The sequence below is a fragment of the Leucobacter allii genome (genome assembly GCF_022919155.1).
Lineage (GTDB): Bacteria > Actinomycetota > Actinomycetes > Actinomycetales > Microbacteriaceae > Leucobacter > Leucobacter allii.
In genome coordinates this window covers 1,645,077-1,665,741 of the sequence record NZ_CP095045.1, presented here as the reverse complement: position 1 = coordinate 1,665,741, position 20,665 = coordinate 1,645,077, and the positions used below count along the sequence as shown (strand labels likewise).

At 72.2% G+C, this 20,665-nt stretch carries 16 protein-coding genes; 11 read left to right on the top strand and 5 right to left on the bottom strand.

The genetic code is table 11. The annotated features are described in order from the left end of the window. Window positions 1–50: 50 nt before the first annotated feature. Entirely contained in the window at window positions 51–1,181 is a 1,131-nt protein-coding gene (gene chvE, locus MUN78_RS07835) for a multiple monosaccharide ABC transporter substrate-binding protein (RefSeq protein WP_244729826.1), read from the bottom strand. 221 nt (window positions 1,182–1,402) lie between these two features. Between chvE and MUN78_RS07830 the strand changes: the two genes are divergently transcribed. Beyond that, window positions 1,403–2,593, top strand: coding sequence for an ROK family protein (locus MUN78_RS07830; protein WP_244729825.1), 1,191 nt, complete (start codon window positions 1,403–1,405; stop codon window positions 2,591–2,593). 48 nt (window positions 2,594–2,641) lie between these two features. Here the strand turns inward: MUN78_RS07830 and xylB are convergent, their stop codons facing one another. Beyond that, window positions 2,642–4,057, bottom strand: a complete 1,416-nt coding sequence (gene xylB / locus MUN78_RS07825) for a xylulokinase (RefSeq protein WP_244729824.1) — start codon at window positions 4,055–4,057, stop codon at window positions 2,642–2,644. Window positions 4,058–4,093: 36 nt separating this feature from the next. Next, window positions 4,094–5,281, bottom strand: a complete 1,188-nt coding sequence (xylA, locus tag MUN78_RS07820) for a xylose isomerase (RefSeq protein WP_244729823.1) — start codon at window positions 5,279–5,281, stop codon at window positions 4,094–4,096. Window positions 5,282–5,424: 143 nt separating this feature from the next. On the opposite strand from xylA, the gene holA reads away from it, so the two are divergent. Continuing rightward, complete coding sequence (gene holA / locus MUN78_RS07815) at window positions 5,425–6,456, top strand: DNA polymerase III subunit delta (RefSeq protein WP_244729822.1); 1,032 nt, start codon at window positions 5,425–5,427, stop codon at window positions 6,454–6,456. Between the two features lie 127 nt (window positions 6,457–6,583). Here the strand turns inward: holA and rpsT are convergent, their stop codons facing one another. Further along, the gene (gene rpsT, locus MUN78_RS07810; RefSeq protein WP_244693889.1) at window positions 6,584–6,844 is read right to left on the bottom strand and encodes a 30S ribosomal protein S20; all 261 of its coding nucleotides are present in this window, start codon (window positions 6,842–6,844) and stop codon (window positions 6,584–6,586) included. A 156-nt stretch (window positions 6,845–7,000) separates the two neighbouring features. Continuing rightward, window positions 7,001–7,858, bottom strand: a complete 858-nt coding sequence (locus MUN78_RS07805; RefSeq protein ID WP_244729821.1) for an MOSC domain-containing protein — start codon at window positions 7,856–7,858, stop codon at window positions 7,001–7,003. A 57-nt stretch (window positions 7,859–7,915) separates the two neighbouring features. On the opposite strand from MUN78_RS07805, the gene lepA reads away from it, so the two are divergent. The 9 genes from lepA (at window position 7,916) to MUN78_RS07760 (ending at window position 20,657) form a co-directional block, all read left to right on the top strand. After that, window positions 7,916–9,766 (top strand): translation elongation factor 4, encoded by a 1,851-nt coding sequence (gene lepA, locus MUN78_RS07800; RefSeq protein ID WP_244729820.1) that lies wholly within the window; start codon window positions 7,916–7,918, stop codon window positions 9,764–9,766. Then, window positions 9,763–10,776, top strand: a complete 1,014-nt coding sequence (locus tag MUN78_RS07795; protein WP_244729819.1) for a DUF1990 domain-containing protein — start codon at window positions 9,763–9,765, stop codon at window positions 10,774–10,776. The genes lepA and MUN78_RS07795 overlap by 4 nt, the downstream gene beginning before the upstream one ends. Window positions 10,777–10,794: 18 nt before the next feature. Next, the gene (gene hemW, locus MUN78_RS07790; RefSeq protein ID WP_244729817.1) at window positions 10,795–12,018 is read left to right on the top strand and encodes a radical SAM family heme chaperone HemW; all 1,224 of its coding nucleotides are present in this window, start codon (window positions 10,795–10,797) and stop codon (window positions 12,016–12,018) included. A gap of 205 nt (window positions 12,019–12,223) precedes the next feature. After that, window positions 12,224–15,205 (top strand): S-layer homology domain-containing protein, encoded by a 2,982-nt coding sequence (locus MUN78_RS07785; protein ID WP_244729815.1) that lies wholly within the window; start codon window positions 12,224–12,226, stop codon window positions 15,203–15,205. Between the two features lie 132 nt (window positions 15,206–15,337). Beyond that, complete coding sequence (hrcA, locus tag MUN78_RS07780; RefSeq protein WP_244729814.1) at window positions 15,338–16,420, top strand: heat-inducible transcriptional repressor HrcA; 1,083 nt, start codon at window positions 15,338–15,340, stop codon at window positions 16,418–16,420. 70 nt (window positions 16,421–16,490) lie between these two features. Next, the gene (gene dnaJ / locus MUN78_RS07775) at window positions 16,491–17,591 is read left to right on the top strand and encodes a molecular chaperone DnaJ (RefSeq protein WP_244693882.1); all 1,101 of its coding nucleotides are present in this window, start codon (window positions 16,491–16,493) and stop codon (window positions 17,589–17,591) included. A 5-nt stretch (window positions 17,592–17,596) separates the two neighbouring features. Continuing rightward, window positions 17,597–18,370 carry a 16S rRNA (uracil(1498)-N(3))-methyltransferase gene (locus MUN78_RS07770; protein WP_244693881.1) on the top strand — a complete coding sequence of 258 codons (774 nt, stop codon included), beginning with the start codon at window positions 17,597–17,599 and terminating at the stop codon, window positions 18,368–18,370. A gap of 196 nt (window positions 18,371–18,566) precedes the next feature. Beyond that, window positions 18,567–20,297, top strand: a complete 1,731-nt coding sequence (locus MUN78_RS07765) for a glycosyltransferase family 2 protein (RefSeq protein ID WP_244729813.1) — start codon at window positions 18,567–18,569, stop codon at window positions 20,295–20,297. Window positions 20,298–20,306: 9 nt separating this feature from the next. Beyond that, a complete protein-coding gene (locus MUN78_RS07760) occupies window positions 20,307–20,657 on the top strand; it encodes a histidine triad nucleotide-binding protein (RefSeq protein WP_244693879.1) in 351 nt (116 codons plus the stop codon). The last annotated feature ends 8 nt before the right edge of the window (window positions 20,658–20,665 follow it).

Sequence of the window (20,665 nt, the reverse complement as noted above, 5' to 3'; positions counted from 1 at the left end):
CGCGCCGGGCGGGGGATCCCCGCCGCCCGGCGCGCTCGCGGTGCCTCGGATCAGAGCCCGACGTCGCTCGCCTGGACGAAGCCCGAGTCCACGAGCTTCTCCTGCACGAGATCGGCCGTGATCGTCTCGGGCGGGAGGAGGTACGCCGGCACGACCTTCACCCCGTTGTCGTAGGTCTCGGTGTCGTTGACCTCGGGCTCCTCGCCCGCGACGATCGACTGGATCATCTCGAACACGCGGTCGCCGAGCGTGCGCGTGTCCTTCCAGACGGTCATCGACTGCTCACCGGCGAGGATTGCCTTCACGTTCGCCTTGTCGGCGTCCTGGCCGGTGAGCACAGGGTACTCGTCTCCCGGCGCGTACCCCGCGGACTTCAGCGAGGCGATGATGCCGATCGCGAGCGAATCGTTGGGGGAGAGCACGACGTCGACGCGCTCGTCGCCCGTGTAGAAGGAGGACAGCCGGTTGTCCATCTCGGCCTGGGCCTTCGCCGAGTCCCAGCCCTGGATGCCGATCGAGGCCCAGTCGTCGTCGCTCTTCGGTGCCTTGCCCGAGGGCACGGTGAGCGTGCCGTCCTCGACGTAGGGCTGCAGCACATCCCAGGCCCCCGAGAAGAAGAACTTCGCGTTGTTGTCGTCGGGGCTGCCCGCGAACGGCTCGAGAGCGAAGGTCTCGTCGGTGTCCTCGAGTCCGAGGGTGTCGACGATGTACTCGCCCTGGAGCTGACCCACCTCGTAGTTGTCAAAGGTGGCGTAGTAGTCGACGTTCTCGCTGCCGTTGATGAGCCGGTCGTAGGCGATCACGGTGACGCCCTGGCTCTTCGCCTCCTCGAGCACGGGAGCGAGCGCTTCGCCGTCGATGGCGGCGATGACGAGGATCTTCGCGCCGCCGGCGATCTGGTTCTGGATCTGCGAGATCTGCTGGTCGGTCTTGTTGTCGGCGTACTGCAGGTCGGTCGTGCAGTCGGCCTCGTCGAGGGAGGCCTGGAGCTGCTCGCCGTCGTTGATCCAGCGCTCGAGGCTGCGCGTCGGCATCGAGATGCCCACGTTGCACTCGACGCCCGCCGCCTCTTCGCTGCCGCCGCCCTCCTCCGCCGGGCTCGACGTGCAGGCCGAGAGGGCGAGCGCCGCACTGCCCGCGAGGGCGAGTGCGGCAAGGGTGCGGGTCCGTGTGGTCTTCATCAGTGTTCCTCTCTGAACAATGGATCGGCAAATACTCGGTGTCCGTGGCGTCACTGCCGCCCGGTTATTTGTCGCGTCTAACAACCTATTGAGTAGGATGGAGTGTGTCAACCGCCGACTGCGCCGGTGCGGCGATCGTTTCCGAATCGTCATCCGGCGCCGTGGCGGACCCGCCGGACCGGCGGCGCACCGTGCGCGCCGGGGTGGGGGACGATGGACGCATGGCAGACGGCGAACTGGGGACGACGGTGAATCAGCATCAGCGCAGCAACGAGCAGGTGCGGCGCGGCAACCTCGCGACGGTCCTGCGCGCCCTCCACTACGACGGTCCGCAGTCGCGCGCCGAGCTCACGCGCCGCACCGGGCTGTACCGCTCGACGATCGCCGCGCTCGTCGCCGAGCTGGGCGAGCTCGGGCTCGTCTCCGAGGCGCTCCCGGCCAAGCGCAGCGGCGTCGGTCGGCCGAGTCCGATCGTCGCCGTCAACCCCGATGTCGTCGCGGTGACCGCCTACCCCGACATCGACGCGGTCGTGATCGCGGTGGTGGGACTCGGCGGCGTGGTGCACAAGCGGGTCCGCACGACGTCGGCCACGAGGCCGGGGCCCGAGGAGGCGGCCAACATCATCGCGGCGGTGCTCGCCGGCATGCGGGACGAGCTGAACGCGCGCACCCGCGTCGTGGGCGTCGGTGCGGCCGTCCCGGCGCTCGTCGATGCCGCAGCCGGGGTGATCGCGCTCGCGCCCAACCTGTCGTGGCAGGACGTCCCCTTCGCCGCGATGCTCGAGGAGCGGATCGGCTACCGCACCGTCGTCGCGAACGACGCGCAGCTCGGCGCCGCCGCGGAACGGCAGTTCGGCCCGGGCCGAGGCGTCGACCATCTGCTCTACCTCAACGGCTCGGGCGGCGGCATCGGCGGGGGCGCGTACGTCGACGGGCAGGAGCTCCGCGGCTTCCGGGGCTTCGGCGGCGAGTTCGGGCACATCGTCCTCGATCCGGACGGCGAGCCGTGCTTCTGCGGCCAGCGCGGGTGCTTCGAGCGCGTCGTGCAGCGCGGAGCGCTGCTGCGGGTGCTCGGAGCCGAGTCGCTGGACGCCGATGAGTTGGAACGGGCGGTCGCCGAGAGCTCCGATCCGGCGGTGCACCGCGAGATCGACCGGCAGGTGGATCGTCTCGGCGACGGGATCGGCATCCTCATCAGCGTGCTCGCCCCGGAGCTCGTCGTGCTCGGCGGGTTCCTGGCGACCCTCTACGAGGCGCGAGCCGAGCGGCTGGAGCGGCGGATCGCCGATCGCTCCTTCGGCCGGCTCTCCGCGGGGGTGCGGATCGTCACCGGCGGTCTGCGGACGCACGAGGTGCTGCTCGGTGCCGCGGAGCGGGTGTTCGAGGGGCTGCTCGACGACCCGGCGGGGTGATCGCGGGCGCCGCCGCGGCCCGGCGTCACGCACGGACGCGGCCCGGCCTCACGCGCGGGCGCGGTACTGGGCCCGGATGCGCGGCTCGTCCGCCGGCGCCAGTTCCGCGAGGAGCGGGAAGACCCAGTGCACCGCGGCGCCGCGCACGAGCGACGCGGCCTGTCGTGCGGCGCCGAGCGCCACGTACTCGGCGGGTGCGGGGATGCGCACGGGGAGGCCGAGGATCTGCGCCGCGATGCGCTGCACCGCCGGGTTCAATGCGGCGCCGCCGATGAGGGTGACGGTCCGCGCCTCCAGGCCGGCGTCGCGGAGCGCGTCGAGCCCGTCCGCGAGGCCGCACAGCAGTCCCTCGACGGCGGCCCGTGCGAGGTGCTCCCGCCGCGTCGAGGCGAGGGTCATCCCGAAGAGCGTCGCGGTGGCGTCGGGAAGGTTCGGGGTGCGCTCGCCCGCGAAGTAGGGCTGCAGCACGAGTCCCGCCGCCCCGGGCGGGGACTCCAGGGCGAGCCGGCCGAGCCCGTCGTGATCGACGCCGAGCAGCGCCGCGACGGTGTCGAGCACCCGCGCCGCGTTGAGGGTCGCGATGAGCGGCAGCTGAGCCCCGCCGGCGTCGGCGAAGCCCGCGACCGTGCCGCTCGGATCGGCGACCGGATGCTCGGCGACGCCGAAGACGGTTCCGCTCGTGCCGATCGAGATCACGGCATCGCCGACGCCGGCGCCGAGCCCGAGGGCCGCCGCCGCGTTGTCCCCGGCGCCCGGACCGATCGGGATCCCCGCGGGGATCCCGATCCTCGGATCGCCCGCCGTCGTGCCGCCGGTCTCGAGCGGGGAGCGCACGCGGGGGAGCACCGCGTCGTGCCCGAGCGCGGCTTCGAGGAGGCCGCGGTCGTACGCGCCGGTGCGCGCGCTCCAGTACCCCGTGCCGCTGGCGTCCGAGCGGTCCGTCCACAGTGCGGCGAGATCGGGGCCGCGCGGGCTCTCGCCCGCCGGGCCGTACCCGGCGAGCCGCCAGCTCAGCCAGTCGTGGGGCAGCGCCACGGCGGCGACGCGTTCCGCGGCCGCCGGCTCCGCGTCGCGCAGCCAGCGCAGCTTGGCGATCGTGAAGGAGGCGACGGGGACGAGACCGGTGCGCTGCGCGAGCTCGGCGTCGCCGAACTCGGCGCGGAGCGCATCGGCGGCGGCTGCGGACCGGGTGTCGTTCCAGAGCAGGGCGGGCCGGATCACACGGCCCCCGGCGTCGAGGGCGACCATGCCGTGCTGCTGGCCGCCGATCGCGATGGCCGCGGCGTCGGCGACCCCGCCGGCCTCGGCGATGGCCGCGCGGAGCGCGTCCCACCAGGCCTCGGGATCCACCTCGGTGCCGTCGGGGTGCGGTGCCCGACCCGCGCGGAGCACCCGTCCCGTGTCGGCGTCGCAGACCACGACCTTGCAGCTCTGCGTCGAGGAATCGACACCGGCGACGAGCATGCGCGCTCCTTTGCGTTCGGGCGGGGGCCAGAGGACTCAGCGGGCGCCCATGAGGTGCTCGAGCGCGAGCTGCTGCAGGCGCACGAAACCGAAGCCCTTGCCGTCGAAGTATGCGGCCGCGTCGAAGTCCTCGAAGGCCGAGCGGTCGGCGAGCAGTTCGCGATGCCCCTCGCCCGCGGCGAGCGTCGGCTCCGCGAGCTCGGCGACCCGGGCGGCCGCGAGCGCCTCCTGCACCTCGGGGTCGGCTCGGAACGAGGCGGCGCGCTCCTTGAGCAGGAGGTACATGCGCATGTTCGCGCGGACGGACTCCCAGACGCCCTCCGCATCCTCGGTGCGCGAGGGCTTGTAGTCGAAGTGGCGCGGGCCCGTGTACGTGGGCCCGCCCTCGGGCGAGCCGAACTCGAGGAGGTCGACGAGGGAGAAGGCGTTCTGGAGATCGCCGTGGCCGAAGACGAGATCCTGGTCGAACTTCACTCCGCGCTGGCCGTTGAGGTCGATGTGGAAGAGCTTGCCCGCGTCGAGCGCCTGGGCGATGCCGTGGGTGTAGTTGAGCCCGGCCATCTGCTCGTGACCGGTCTCGGGGTTGAGGCCCACGAGCTCGGGATGCGCGAGGGTCTCGATGAAGCCGAGGGCGTGCCCGACCGTGGGGAGCAGGATGTCGCCCCGCGGCTCGTTCGGCTTCGGCTCGATCGCGAAGCGGATGCCGTACCCCTGCTCGATCACGTACTCCGAGAGCAGATCGACGGCCTCGCGGTAGCGCGCGAGCGCCGCGCGGATGTCCTTGGCCGCGTCGTACTCGCTGCCCTCGCGACCGCCCCACATGACGAAGGTCTCGGCCCCCAGCTCGGCGGCGAGATCGATGTTGCGCAGCACCTTGCGCAGCGCGAAGCGGCGGACGTCGCGATCGTTCGAGGTGAAACCGCCGTCCTTGAAGACGGGGTGGCTGAAGAGATCGGTCGTGACCATGGGGATCACGAGGCCGGTGTCCGCGAGCGCGCCCTGGAGGCGGTCGATGGCGCTGCGGCGCTCCGCCTCCGAGCTCTCGAAGGGGAAGAGGTCGTTGTCGTGGAACGTCATGCCCCAGACGCCGAGCTCGGAGAGCCGGTGCACGGCCTCGACCGTGTCGATCGGGGACCGCGTCGCACGTCCGAACTGGTCCTGCGCCTGCCAGCCAAAAGTCCACAGGCCGAAGGAAAAGCGGTCGTCCCGAGTCGGTTGCGTCATGATCGCTCCTTTGCGACGGTGTTCACCCGTATATGTCCGTGCCAGCAACATATCCCATGTCGCCGTGACGTGTCCAGCCCGGTCCGAATGCTCGGGATGCGACGGCTCCGAGCCGTGTCGGATGCCGGCGGTAGGCTGGTGCCGTGGCTACAGCACGAGGCAAGAGCGCGGGCGCGAAGCGCACCGCGAAGATCCCGCAGCTCGACTGGGCGGAGGCCCGCCCCGCGCCGGTCGTGCTCATCAGCGGACCCGAGGGCTTCATCGCGGACCGGGCGTCGCAGGCCATCAGGGACGCGCTGCGCACGGCGCACGCCGACCTCGAGGTGCACGACGTCGACGCTGCGGCGTACACGGCGGGGGAGCTGTTCACGATCGCGAGTCCCTCGCTGTTCGCGGAGCCGCGCCTCATCCGCGTGGACGCAGTGGAGCGCTGCTCGGATGCGTTCCTCGAGGACGCGAAGCGGTACGTGGCGGCGCCCGCGGAGGACACGACCCTCGTGCTCCGGCATGCATCGGGGCAGCGCGGCAAGGCGCTCCTCGACCTCGTCCGAGGCGGAGCCGGGTCGGGCGTCGAGATCCCCTGCGCGGAGGTCAAGAAGGATCAGGATCGCCTCGCGTTCGCGCAGGCCGAGTTCCGCCGCCTCGGTGCGCAGGCGTCCCCCGGCGCGCTCCGCATGCTGGTGGCCGCCTACTCCGGCGGCATCGGCGAACTGGCGGGCGCCTGTGCGCAGCTCGTGTCGGATGCGGGCCCGCGGATCTCGGAGGAGCAGGTCACCCGCGCCACGGAGGGCCGGGTCGAGACCAATGGCTTCAAGGTCGCGGACGCGGCGACGGCAGGGCGCGCCGCCGACGCCCTCGTGCTGCTGCGGCAGGCGCTCTCCACGGGCACCGATCCGATCCCGCTGCTGGCCGCCGTGAACATGAAGGTCCGTGCGATGGCGCGGGTCTACGGCGCGGGCGGCGCGAACGGGGCCCTCGCCAAGGAGCTCGGCATGGCGCCGTGGCAGGTGGAGCGCGCCCAGCGCGAGGTGCGGGGGTGGCGCGAGGAGGATCTGGCGCGCACGATCGATCTCGCCGCCGAGACCGAGTGGCGCCTGAAGGGCGGCAGCCGCGATCCCGAGTACGCCCTCGAGAAGTATCTCCTCGTCGTCGCCTCGCGGGGCCGTCGGCGCTGACCGGCCGCGACCGGTCGGCCGCGTGGCCGCCCGGTCAGCCGCCCGGCAGCCCAGCAGGCAGACCGGCCGTCCGGGCGCACGAAAAAGCCCCGCCGGAGCGGGGCTGATCCGTGGCGGCCGGGGTCGCTTAGAGCGCCGCGACCTTCACCGCGAGCCGCGACTTGCGGTTGGCGGCCTGGTTCTTGTGGATGACGCCCTTGGAGACGGCCTTGTCGAGCTTCTTCCCGGCGAGGAGGACCTTGGCCTCCGCCGCAGCCTTGTCGCCGGTCGCGATGGCCTCGCGCGCCTGGCGCACGACGGTGCGCAGCTCGCTCTTGTAGGCCTTGTTCCGCTCGGTCGCCTTGCGGTTGGTCTTGATGCGCTTGATCTGCGACTTGATGTTTGCCACGTTGGGTTGTGTCCTTCAGTACAGGTTTGACGGGGAGTCCGCGAAGCGAGAGAGGGCGCCGAGCGGGTGGTGTGGTGTGAGCCACACGCAAGCCGAGAACCGATTCTAGCAGCATCCGGGGATCATGCCGAGTCCGAGGGCGCGCGCGTCGCGCGATTAGAGGACTTCGACGACGTCCCCGAGCCGGATGACGCCGAGCGCCACGGCGCCCTCGGGGGTGCCGGCGCGGGCCGGGGCGGACCCCTCGGGAAGCAGCAGGCGGCCGAGCGTGGGCTCCTCCTGTCCGAGCTCGCGGGTGAGCGTCGTGAGCACCCGGAGATCGCGGACTCCGGTGTCCGGGTTCGCATGGGTCGCGAGGCAGCGCACGATCGGTCCCTCGGTGCGGAAGACGAGGCCGCCGATCCGCACCCGGCCCGACCAGCGCAGCTCCTCCCACGCGGGCAGCCCGTCGATGACGATGTTCGAGCGGAAGCGGCGGTGGTCCACCCCGCCGCCGACGGCCGAGCCGAGCGCGGCGACGCTGCCGCTGCCGTGCACCGAGACATAGCCTCTGGGTCGGTCCTGGAAGCGCGAGTGCGCGCCGTCGCCGACGAGCGCGAGCGGCAGCCTGCCGGTCCGTCTCAGCCGCCCGCCCTCCGGCCCGTCGAGGAGATGCTCGGCGACCGCGGATGCGAGCGCCGCGCGCCCCGCGGGGTCGAGTCCGGCGTCGACGAGCACGCGCCCGGCATCGGAGGCCGCTTCGCGCCCGGTCGCCGTGATGCGGACCCGGCGGGCTCCCTCGTCGTAGGAGAGCCGCAGCGCCGCGAGCGACGGGAAGTCCTGAAGGGCGAGGCCCTTCGCCTTGGGCCAGTACTCGAGGCCGTCCCGATCCTCGGGGTCGGCGGCCTCGGCGAAGCGGAAGGCGAGGACCCGATCGCCGGCGATACGGCCGTCGGACCGCACGAGCAACTCGGTGACGGACTCCGGCGTGAAGCCCTTGACGGGATAGCGGTACAGCGCGGCGACCTGCGGCATGCGTTCATCCTCGCAGATGCGCGGTGTCGAGCGCCGCCTATGGGATACTTGACGGCAATGTCTCCTCGCAGCGTGAACCCCCCAGTGCCGGCGTCGACCGACCCCGCGAAGATCCGCAATTTCTGCATCATCGCGCACATCGACCACGGCAAGTCGACGCTCGCCGATCGCATGCTCCAGGTGACCGGCACGGTGTCCGACCGGGACATGCGGGCCCAGTACCTCGACAAGATGGATATCGAGCGCGAGCGCGGCATCACCATCAAGTCGCAGGCCGTGCGCATGCACTGGCAGGCGGGCGGCGTCGAGTTCGCGCTGAACATGATCGACACCCCCGGGCACGTCGACTTCAGCTACGAGGTGTCCCGCTCGCTCGCCGCGTGCGAGGGTGCGATCCTGCTCGTCGACGCCGCGCAGGGCATCGAGGCCCAGACGCTCGCGAACCTCTATCTCGCGATGGAGAACGACCTCGAGATCATCCCGGTGCTCAACAAGATCGACCTCCCCGCGGCCGATCCCGAACGCGTGTCGCGGGAGATCGCGGATCTCATCGGGGGCGATCCCGACGACATCCTCAAGGTGTCCGGGAAGACCGGCGCGGGCGTCGAGGAGCTCCTCGACCGGGTGGTGGAGCGGATCCCGGCGCCGGTGGGCCAGGCCGACGCGCCCGCCCGCGCGATGATCTTCGATTCGGTCTACGATCCGTACCGCGGCGTCGTCACCTACGTCCGGATGGTGGACGGCAAGCTCTCCCCGCGCGAGAAGATCCAGATGATGTCGTCGGGTTCCGACCACGAGGCCCTCGAGATCGGCGTGTCCTCGCCCGAGCCGAGGCCCGCGCAGGGGCTCGCCGTCGGCGAGGTCGGCTACCTGATCACCGGGGTGAAGGACGTGCGCCTGTCGAAGGTCGGCGACACGATCACCTCGAAGATCCGCGGGGCCGAGACTCCGCTGCCCGGCTACACGGATCCGAAGCCGATGGTGTTCTCGGGGCTCTACCCGCTCGACGGCAGCGACTACCCGATCCTGCGCGAGGCCCTCGACAAGCTGAAGCTGGAGGACGCCGCCCTCCAGTACGAGCCGGAGACCTCCGTGGCGCTCGGCTTCGGCTTCCGCTGCGGCTTCCTCGGCCTCCTGCATCTCGAGATCATCTCCGAGCGGCTGCGTCGCGAGTTCGACCTCGACCTCATCGCGACGGCCCCGAGCGTCATCTACCAGGTGACCACGGACGACGGCACGGAGGTCACGGTCACGAACCCGTCGGAGTACCCGGACGGCAAGATCGCGAGCGTGCGCGAGCCGGTCGTGAAGACCGCGATCCTCGCTCCCAAGGACTACGTCGGCGCCATCATGGAGCTCTGCCAGAGCCGTCGGGGGAGCCTGCTCGGCATGGAGTACCTCGGCGAGCGCGTCGAGCTGCGCTACAGCATGCCGCTCGGCGAGATCGTCTTCGACTTCTTCGATCATCTCAAGAGCCGCACGCAGGGCTATGCGAGCCTCGACTACGAACCGATGGGGGAGCAGGAGGCCGATCTCGTGAAGGTCGACATCCTGCTGCAGGGGGACAAGGTCGACGCGTTCAGCGCCATCGTGCACCGCGACAACGCCTATCACTACGGCACGATGATGGCGGAGCGGCTGCGCAAGCTCATCCCGCGGCAGCAGTTCGAGGTGCCGATCCAGGCCGCCATCGGCGCCCGGGTGATCGCGCGGGAGACCATCCGCGCGATCCGCAAGGACGTGCTCGCCAAGTGCTACGGCGGCGATATCAGCCGCAAGCGCAAGCTGCTCGAGAAGCAGAAGGAGGGCAAGAAGCGCATGAAGATGGTCGGCCGCGTCGAGGTGCCCCAGGAGGCGTTCATCGCCGCCCTCTCGGGCGACGTGGAGGGCAAGGAGTCGAAGAAGTGAGCAGGGAGCAGCCGGCCCGCCGGAGCAGCCACGTCTCGATGCCCGTCGCCTACGCGGCGGTCGGGGCCTCGAAGGCGCCCGACCTGCTGCGCTTCCCCCCGGAGGGCGCGACGCCCTACGAGGAGGAGCTGAGGCTCGGCAGCGGCCAGGAGCGCTTCCTGGTGGCGTCGAGCCTGCTCATGACCTGGGGGTCGCAGCGCGGCAGCGGGGTCGGAATCGACGATCTCGCGCGCGGGTCGGGCGCGCACTACGCGGGCGTGAGCTTCGACGACGACGGGACGCCCGAGGCGGCCGGCCAGCTCGAGGAGCACTTCGGCCCGGACGGCGAGCCGTACATCACGGCCGGCACGACCGCGACGCTGCGCGGCCCCGGACCGGACGCGCGCTCCGTGCTGATCGTCTACACGATCGATGAGGATCGGCGGGTCGGGTTCGCCTGGGGCACGGCCGACGAACTGGGCGCCGTCGGCGAGCAGCTCTTCACCGTCGAGCACCGCGAGGACGACACCGTCTGGGCGGTCGCTCGCGGCTTCCTGTCCGCGCCTCGGAGCGGGCTGCTCGGGATCAAGGGCCGTTCGGATCTGCGCACCGCGATCGACGCGGTCAAGCAGCAGATCGCCGCGCTCGCCCCCGGCGCTCAGCCGCTCGGCGCGACGCCGCCCGCGGAGCCGGATGTCGCGCCGGACGTCATCGCGGAGCCGGATGTCGTCGCGGACGTGGCGGAGGCCGTCGCCGAGGCGCAGGCGCCCGATACGGCTGAGGATCCGGTCGTCGTCGAAGCGGGGGCGCCCGCGGAGCCGGCTGCGGAAGAGGCCGTGGTCGAGGATGCGGCCGCAGCCGCTGAGGAGGCCGCGGCTGCCGAGGAGGCCGTCGTGGTCGACGCGGCGGCAGCAGCGGATGAGGCCGCGGCCGAAACTGAGGCTGCGGCCGGGGACGAGGCGGCGACTTCCGAGGCGCCCGCCGCCGCGCAGGCGACGCATCGGCGGCGCCCGAGCAAGCCGAAGCCATGACGGTCCGCGGAGGGCGCCGTGCCGAGCATTCTTCCTGAGGGCGACCCCGCACCCGCGGACGGATCGCTCCCGCCGAGCGCGGCCGAGGGATCCGCGGAGCGGCGATTCGGCGTCTACGTGCACGTCCCCTACTGCCGGGTCCGGTGCGGCTACTGCGACTTCAACACCTACACCGCGAGCGAGCTCGGCGGCACGCGGCGGGACGACTACGCCGCGCAGGCGCAGCGGGAGTTGAGCTTCGGCGCCGACGTGCTCCGGCGCGCGGGCGTCGCCGAGCGCGCCGCGTCGACCGTCTTCTTCGGCGGCGGCACGCCCACGCTCCTCCCCGCGGAGGATCTCGCGAGCATGCTCGGACGGATCCGCGACGAGTGGGGCCTCGCTCCCGGTGCCGAGGTGACGACCGAGGCGAATCCCGACTCCGTGGACGCCGCATACCTCGAGCGGCTCACCCGCGCCGGCTTCACCCGGGTGAGCTTCGGCATGCAGTCCGCCGTGCCCGAGGTGCTGCGGACGCTCGATCGGACCCACACGCCCGAACGGATCCCGCTCGTGACGCGCTGGGCTCGCGAGGCCGGGCTGCAAGTCAGCGTCGACCTCATCTACGGGACGCCGGGCGAGCGCATCGAGGATTGGGACCGCTCGGTCGACGCCGCGCTCGCGACCGAACCCGATCACCTGTCCGCATACGCCCTCATCGTCGAGCCGGGCACGAAGCTCGCCGCGCAGATCAAGCGCGGCTCCGTTCCCGAGCCCGACGAGGACCTGCACGCGGAGATGTACGAGCGCGCGGATGCCCGCTTCGCCGCGGCCGGTCTCGGCTGGTACGAGATCAGCAACTGGGCCCGCTCGGAGGCGACGCGCTCCCGGCACAACCTCGCCTACTGGACGGGGGAGGACTGGTGGGCCGCCGGCCCGGGCGCACACAGCCACGTGGGCGGTGTTCGCTGGTGGAACGTCAAGCACCCCGGCGCGTATGCGCAGCGCATGGCGCAGGGCGCCTCCCCGGCGCACGCGCGCGAGATCCTCGACGCCTCGTCGCGACGCGAGGAGCGGATCCTCCTCGAGACCCGCATCGCGGACGGCCTCGACACGGGGGTGCTGACGGCCGAGGAGCGGCGCCGCGTCCCCGGCCTGATCGCTGACGGCCTCATCGACGGCCGCGCGGCGATCGCCGGCCGCGTCGTCCCGACGCTCCGCGGGCGCCTGCTGGCGGATACGGTCGTGCATCGACTGCTGGGGTAGCCGCTCGCGACGTGTCCCGTCGCGCGGCCGCTCCGGACGCGTCGAGCCGAGCATCGCACCGGAGCCGGGGCGGTGCCGCTTCCTCGACTCGGCGCAAGCCTTGTGCAGCCTATGCCTCTCATGTACGGTGCGTGTGGGGGAGATCGCGATGCGATCGCATTCGGCTTTCCCGTGTCAGTAAGACATCCAGGGGGGATATCCGACAATGAAGTTACGCAGACCGATCGCCGCGCTCACCGCGACGGCACTGGCGATGACGGGTGCCGCATTCGGCGCCGCTGCCGCCGCGCAGGCAGCACCCGGGCTCGAGACGGCGTACGTACCGGGCGACGAGATCCGTCCGTCGACCGCGGAGACCGAATCGTCCGTCTACAACGAGTGGCACTTCGGGCCGGGCACGGGCCGCACGCAGTCCGTCGCGCTCCAGGCCCGCAACGGCGTCGAGCTCGAGGCCGGCGTCGACACGCAGATCATTCGGGGCAACGGCAACGACGTGGATCCCGCGGCGGACGGCACGAGCGTCGAGGAGCTCATCGCGGGCCTCGGCGTCGCGGCGTCGGACACGAGCAGGCTGAGCTACCAGGTCGGGATCCGCGTCGACACCGACGGCGACGGCGTCTGGGAGCCGGGGGAGGGCTGGTCCACGCTCCGCGCCCCGGTCGCCGACCCCGCCGGCAACTGGACGACGAGCCAGCCCATCGGCGCCCTCGCGAAGAACGCCTCCCTGCCGCTCGCCGACCTCCTCGCCGAGCTCGCGGCGGTGGCGGAGGCCGAGGGGCCGGTGTATCCCATCAGCTTCGGATTCCTGGCGAGCAAGCCCGCCGCCGGCACGCTCGTCTCCTCCTTCACCGCGGAGGGCGTGACGACGAGGTTCTCCGCCGCTCCCGCCGTGGCGGCGGAGCTCCCCGCGTCGCTCGACTTCGTCGGCGCCGCCCAGATCCGCCCGAACGAGGACAGCTACGCGGGCTGGCACGACGGCGCCGCCGCGGGCGGCAGCTATGCGAGCGTCGTCGGCGCGCGCGGCGCGATCGACGGGCTCGAGGTCACGGGGAAGGCGCAGATCCTCAACGGCTTCGCCGACGAGGACTTCCTCCCCAACGCGCTCGCGCGGGCCGCGGGCGCGCGGATCGTCGCGACCGGTGAGGCCTGGGCGCAGTTCCCCGTCTTCTGGTACCAGGACGGCGTCCCCGGGGCGCAGTTCACGACCATCCGCGCCCAGGTGCCCGCCAGCGGCGTCCTCGCCGAAGCGGAGGCCTGGATCTCCTCGAAGGACCTCCCGGGGATCACCGCGAACACGGGCGCCTCGCTCGAGGCGATCCTCGCGGCTATCGGCGACCACGACCTCATCGGGTACGGCGTCTTCGTCGACGAGGGGCGGACGGCCACGATCACGTCGATCGCCTTCGACGGGGCGCAGACGGACTTCGCCCGTGCGGCATCCCCGGCGCCCGAGAGCGGACGCGCGCCGCTCTCGGAGATCGCGAACCCGAGCACCGGCGCCGAGGAGACCGCGGTCTACAACGACTGGCACTTCGACCCGGATCACGGCAACGCGGACGGCTCCGTGACGCAGGCGCGCAACGGACTCGCCATCGCGGCCGGAGGCGACGCGCTCGTGCTCCGCGGCAACGGCAACGACCAGGCGATCGGCGCCGCGACGACGCCGATCGCGGAGCTCGCGGCGAGCCTCGGCGTGGTCGCCTCGAGCACCGAGAAGCTGAGCTACCAGATCCCCGTCCGCGTCGACACCGACGGCGACGCCGCGTGGCAGGCCGGCGAGGGGTGGACGACGCTCCGGGCCCCTGCGGCTGACCCCGAGGGGGACTGGACGACGAGTCAGGCGATCCCGGGCAGCAGCTTCGGCGCCAACGCCCGGGCGCCGCTCGCCGAGCTGGTCGACGCCCTCGGTCCGAACGCGTACCCGATCGGCGCGGGCTTCCTCGTGGCGAAGAGCGCCGAGGACGTCCTCGTCTCGTCATTCACCGCGGACGGCGCGACGACCCGGTTCTTCGCCGAGCCGGCCGCCCCGGCTCCCGCGGGGGATCCGCTCGCGGAGCAGCTCGCCCTCGACGGCATCCGCCCCGACGAGAGCAGCTACCCGGGCTGGCACAACGGGGTCGCGCCGGACGATGCGCGACTCGGCGGCATCGCGGAGGCGACGGGCGAGCACGGAGCCGTGCTCGGCCTCGAGATCTCGGGCAAGTACCAGCTGCTCAACGGCTTCGCACCGGAGGACGTCCTCGTGAACGCGGCATCGCGCGCCGCCGAGCTCGTGGTCGACGCCGACGGGCCGGTGTGGGCGCAGATCCCGGTCCACTACTACCCGGAGGGGTCGCTCGCACCGCAGTTCACCACGCTGCGGGCGCTCGTGCCCGAGTCGGGCAGCCTCGCGGAGGCCTCGAGCTGGATCACCTCGCGCGCACTCCCCGGCATCGCGGCGAACGCCGAGGCGAGCCTCGATGAGATCGTGGCGGCGCTCGGCGACCACGACGTCATCGGCTACGGGGTCTTCGTCGACGCCGAGCAGACCGCGACCGTCCGCACGATCGCCTTCGACGGGACGGCGACCGACCTCACCCGAGCCGGCATCCCGCCCTTCGAGAACCCGTTCGAGGACATCGCCGAGGACACCAAGTTCGGCACGGAGATCCTGTGGATGGCGGAGCAGGGCCTCACGACCGGCTTCCGTCAGGCGGACGGCACGACCCGCTTCGACGGCGCACGGAAGGTGACCCGCGAGGCGGTCGCGGCCTTCCTCTACCGGATCGCGGCGCCCGAGGGGTACACCGCCCCCGCGACGTCGCCGTTCGCGGATGTCGATCCGGGCGATCAGTTCTACACCGAGATCTCCTGGATGCACGAGGCGGGACTTTCCACCGGGACCAAGCAGGCCGACGGCACGCGCACGTTCGCGCCGAAGTCGACCATGTCGCGCGAGGCCTTCGCCGCGTTCATGTACCGGATGGAGGCGCCCACGGGGTACACGGCCCCGAAGGCATCGCCGTTCGCCGACGTGCGCACCTCGCACCGCTTCTACAAGCAGATCGCCTGGATGTACGAGTCCGGCCTCTCCACGGGGACCCGGCAGGGTGCGGGCAAGAAGCCGATCTACCAGCCGCTGAGCAAGCTCACCAGGCAGGCGACCGCGGCGTTCCTCTTCCGCTCGGATCAGCTCTTCTCCGACTGAGCCGCGCACGTCGTGCCACCGCGGCGGCCGTCGGGAGCGTTCGCTCCCGGCGGCCGCCGCGGTCGTGTCCGGCGCGCCGCGCTGCGCTAGACTTGGCACTTAGCCCCGTTGAGTGCCAGAGGGAGGTGGGCGATGGTCTCGGAGCGCAGCCTCGCGGTCCTGCACGCGATCGTCGGCGACTACGTCTCCTCGAACGAGCCCGTCGGCTCGAAGGCGATCGTCGACCGTCACAGCTTCGGCGTGTCCGCCGCGACCATCCGCAACGACATGGCGCTGCTCGAGGAGGACGAGCTCATCGCGCAGCCCCACACCTCCTCGGGGCGCGTGCCGACGGACAAGGGCTACCGCCTCTACGTCGACACGCTCGCGAGATCCCGCCCGCTCACCGGCGCGCAGCGCTCGGCCATCGAGCGATTCCTCGGCGAGTCGTCGGACCTCGACGACGTCATGGCGCGCACGGTCAGGCTGCTCGCGCAGCTCACCAATCAGGTCGCCGTGGCGCAGTACCCGTCGCTCCGGCGCACCGTCGTCCGGCACATCGACCTCGTCGCGATCGGCGAGGACCGCGTGCTGTGCGTCCTCATCCTCGGCAGCGGCGTGGTCGAGCAGCAGATCGCCCGGCTGCCGGCGTCCCTCGTGACGGAGGCGTGGGTGCACGGCCTGCGGCAGCGGATCGCCGGGGCCGCGGTCGGCGCCGACGTCGAGACGGCGGTCTCCGCGATCGAGGATCTCGATGATCGCCTCGGCGAATGGGCGCAGCCCGCGGAGACCGAGCTCGTGCGGCGGGTGCTCGGCGTCGTCCTCGACCAGTTGCGCGCCGGACGCAACGACCGCATCGCCGTCGCCGGCGCCGCGAACCTCTCCCGTACCGGGTCCTTCGAGGGAGCGCTCCCCGTCGTCCTCGAAGCGATCGAGGAGCAGGTGACCCTGCTGCGCCTCTTCGACGAGCTGGTGCAGGACAGCAGGGAGGTCGCCGCGTCGATCGGCCGGGAGAACGCGGCGTACGGACTCGCCTCGACCTCGATCATCGCCGCGAACTACGAGGAGGAGGGCGCGTCGGTGTCGAAGCTCGGCGTGCTCGGGCCCTTGCGCATGGACTACGCGGCCAACATCTCGGCCGTGCGCGCCGTCGCCCGCTACCTCAACCGGTTCCTCGGCGAGGAGAACGAGCAGGGACGCGGCGGCCAGGGGCGCCGACCCGACGCGCGCCGCTGAGGCGCGCGGCACCGAAGCCGGCGGCGTACCGCCGCATGACATCATCGAAGCATCTGAGGAGCGAAATACCGTGGCCGACCATTACGAGACTCTCGGCGTGTCCCGCGAGGCGACACCCGAAGAGATCAAGAAGGCCTATCGCAGGCTCGCGCGCGAGCTCCACCCCGACGTGAACCCCAGCGAGGACGCCGCCGAGCGATTCAAGGACGTGACGCACGCCTACGACGTGCTCAGCGACCCGGAGCAGCGGCAGCGCTACGACATGGGCGGCGGCCAGGGCGGCATGGGCGGCTTCGGGGATATCTTCGAGACGTTCTTCGGGGGATCCGGCTTCGGCGGCGGGGGCCGCGGCCCGCGCTCGCGCACCGAGCGCGGCGAGGACGCGATGATCCGCGTCGACGTGGCCCTCGAGGACGTGATCTTCGGGGTGCAGCGCGACGTCACGGTGAACACCGCGGTGCTCTGCGGCGTCTGCCAGGGGTCCTGCTGCCAGCCGGGCACCCACCCCGTGACCTGCGACGTCTGCGGCGGTCAGGGGCAGGTGCAGCGGCAGGTGCGCTCCCTCTTCGGCAACGTCGTGACGATGCACCCCTGCGGCAGCTGCCAGGGCTACGGCACCATCATCGAGCATCCGTGCGTCGAGTGCGGCGGCAAGGGCCGCGTGCGCGAGCGCCGCACGATCCCGATCGACATCCCGTCGGGCATCGACACCGGCACGCGGCTGCAGATGCGCGGCGGCGGGGAGGTCGGACCGGGCGGCGGCCCCAACGGCGACCTGTTCATCGAGTTCCGGGTGATGCACCACGACATCTTCAGCCGGGACGGCAACGACCTGCTGTGCACCATGCAGGTGTCCATGACGGATGCGATCCTCGGCGCCGAGGCGAAGCTCGCGGGACTCGACGGCGAGGTCGTCGTCGAGGTCGCGCCGGGCACCCAATCCGGCGATGTGCTGACCGTGCGCGGCCGCGGCATCCAGGGGCTGCGCAGCACCGCGCGCGGCGAGCTGAAGATCGCCGTGCAGGTGGGCATCCCGACGAAGCTCTCCTCCCGCGAGAAGGATCTCGTGCGGCAGCTCGCCGCGCTCCGCAAGGACGAGCCGCCGCATCTCGGGGAGTTCCAGCAGAGCTTCTTCGGCAAGCTGCGGGATCGCTTCTTCCGCCAGGGCTGATCCGGGTGGCGAATCTCTACTACCGCGAGGAGCTGGCCGACGCGGACTTCGCCGTCGGCGGTCTTGTCGAGATCGCCGGAGAAGAGGCGCGCCACGCGCTCCGGGTGAGCCGACTGCGCGCGGGCGAGCGGATCCTCGTGGGGAACGGCCGCGGCGCGGTCGGAGGCGGCCTCGTGGAGACGGCGGATCGGGATCGATTCGCCGTCCGCATCGACGAGGCGGTGGCCACGCCGGGGGAGGAGCCGCGCCCGTCCCTCGTGCTCGTCCAGGCGCTCGCGAAGGGCGATCGCGACGAGCGCGCCGTGGAGCAGGCCACCGAGTTCGGCGTGGATCGCATCCTGCCCTGGGAGGCGCGGCGCTCGGTGTCCACCTGGCGCCCGAGGGGCGGGCCGGACAAGTCCGCCCGGGGCGTGGAGAAGTGGCGGCGGATCGCCCGCGAGGCGGCGAAGCAGTCCCTGCGCGCACGCATCCCGGCGGTGGGCGAGCCGCTGGGCCTGCGCGAGCTCGCCGAGGCCGCGGCGGTCGGCGGCGCGGCCGTCGTCGTCCTGCATCCGCGCGGCGCGGCGTCCCTCACCGCGTGGGCGGCGACGCCCGAGGCGCGCGGGCTGCGCGAGATCCTCGTGGTCGTCGGCCCCGAGGGCGGACTCGCCGAGGACGAGCTCGACGCGCTCGAACGGGCGGGCGCACGTGTCGCGGTGCTCGGGGGCACCGTGCTTCGCACCTCCTCGGCGGGACCCGCCGCGATCGCCGTGCTCAACGCCGCGCTCGGGCGCTGGTAATCGGCCGTCTCCGCCGGCGGGGCTGGGAGTTCACCGGCGCGATCGCAAGCCGCCACTGCGCGCCACCGGCCGTTCACCCGCGCGTGAACCGGCATCCCTAGCGTGAAGGGGAGATCGCACGGCGGACGCCGGCGTCGGCCCTGCGGGGACGACCGCCCGGCCGTCGTGCGCCGCCGCGACGGGACGGGGAACTGGCGTGCACGACATCGAGCTGCCCCTCGGCAGACGGACGACCGGCTATCGACTGCTCGAGATGCTCCCGGCGCTCGTCACGCTCGGGATCCCTGCGAGCGCGATCATCCTCACGCTCGTCGATCCGCGGCTCGGCGCCGCCTTCGTCGCCGTGTTCGTGGCGATCGGCGTGCTGCGGGCGGCTCGCGGCGCCGTGGACTCGGTGCGCGGCTACCGGAGACTGCGCGCGGCGGAGCGGACGGACTGGGGCGCGCTCGCGGCGGCGCTGGATGCTCGGATCACCGCCGAGCACGGCACCGCCGAGCACGGCGGCGCCGACGCCGCGATCCTCGCGATGCTGCCGCGCTGGGCGATCCGGCGCTTCGCGGAGCTGCTCGGGCGCATCCGTCGCCGCCCGGGCGCCGCGCTCCGCCCCGGCGAGATCGTGCACGCCGTCATCATCGCCGCGTACGCCGAACCGGCGGAGGTCGTGGCGCAGAGCATCGCCTCCCTCCTCGACGCGCGCCTCGGCGCCGAACGCCTCGTCGTCGTGCTCGCCCACGAGGCGCGCGGCGGACCGGCCATGCGCGGGACCGCCGCGCGCCTCGCCGCCGAGCACGGGCACCGGTTCAGGGCCTTCCTCACGATCGAGCACCCGGCCGGGCTCCCCGGGGAGGTGCCGGGGAAGGGCGGCAACATCACGCACGCCGGGCGCGGGCTCCTGGACTGGGTCGTCGCGCGCGGGATCGATCCCGAGCGGGTCCTCGTCACGACGCTCGACTGCGACAATCGCGTCGATCCCCGCTACTTCGACGCCGTGAGCTGCGAGTTCGCCTGCGCGCCCGACCGCCGGCGCGTGGCCTTCCAGCCGATCTCGGTGTTCACCGGCAACATCTGGCACGCTCCGGCCCCGACGCGGCTCGTCGCCGCGGGGAACTCCCTCTGGAACCTGATCGCGACGGTGCGACCGCTCGCGCTGAGGAACTTCGCCTCCCACACCCAACCGCTCGCCGCGCTCGCCGAGATGGACTTCTGGAGCCGGCGCACGATCGTGGAGGACGGCCACCAGTACTGGCGGAGCTACTTCCACTTCCGGGGCCGCTACCGGGTCGTCCCGGTGCATCTCCCGATCCAGCAGGACGCGGTGCTCGCCGATTCGCTCGGCCGCACACTCCTCGCCCAGTTCCGCCAGCTCTGCCGATGGGCGTACGGGGCGTCCGACGTCCCCTACGTCGGCGTGCGGCTGTTCGGCCGGCGACGACCCGCGCCGTTCTGGCCGACGCTGCGGCGCTTCCTGCAACTGCTCGAGTCCCACGTCACCCTCGCGATCCTCACGCCGATGCTCGCCTTCGGCGCCTGGCTGCCCGTCCTCGCGCTCGGCATCTCCGCGGAGCTCGGCTTCGGCCACGCGCGGGTCATCGGCGTCGTCGCATTGCTGCCCGAGGCATCGGCGACGGCGCAGCGCGTGGCGCTTCTCGGGCTCGTCGCCGCCATGGTGCTCTCCGCGCTGCTCCTGCCGGCGCGACCGCCGGGCGTCGGCGGTGCGCGGTGGATCGGCATGACCCTCCAGTGGGCGCTGCTGCCCGTCACCCTCTTCGCCTACACCTCGATGACCGCGGTCGTCTCGCAGCTGCGGCTCCTCGTCGGCGCCTACCGGGTGCGCTTCGTCGTCACGGAGAAGTCCGCCGCGCCGCGGGACCCCACGGGGAAGGCGCTCACCGGGACCGTCGTGCTGCCGCGGGTCCGAAGGCCGTAGACTGGAGGCATGGCAGCTGAAACGGTATTCGGAAAGATCGTCGCCGGGGAGATCCCGGTGGAGATCCTCGCGGAGACCGAGCGCGTGATCGCGTTCCCGGACATCAGCCCGCAGGCCCCGGTCCACATCCTGGTGATCCCGAAGAGCACCGAGTACCGAGACGTGACCGAGCTCGCCGCGGGCGATCCCGGTCTTCTCGCCGAGCTCGTCTCGGTGGCGAAGTCGCTCGCGGAGGAGCACGCCGGCGGCGAGTTCCGGCTCGTCTTCAACACCGGCGCGGGCGCCGGCCAGACGGTGTTCCACGTCCACGCCCACCTGCTCGCGGGTGCGCTCGAGGAGCGTTCGCTTCTTGGATCCTGACTCCGCGG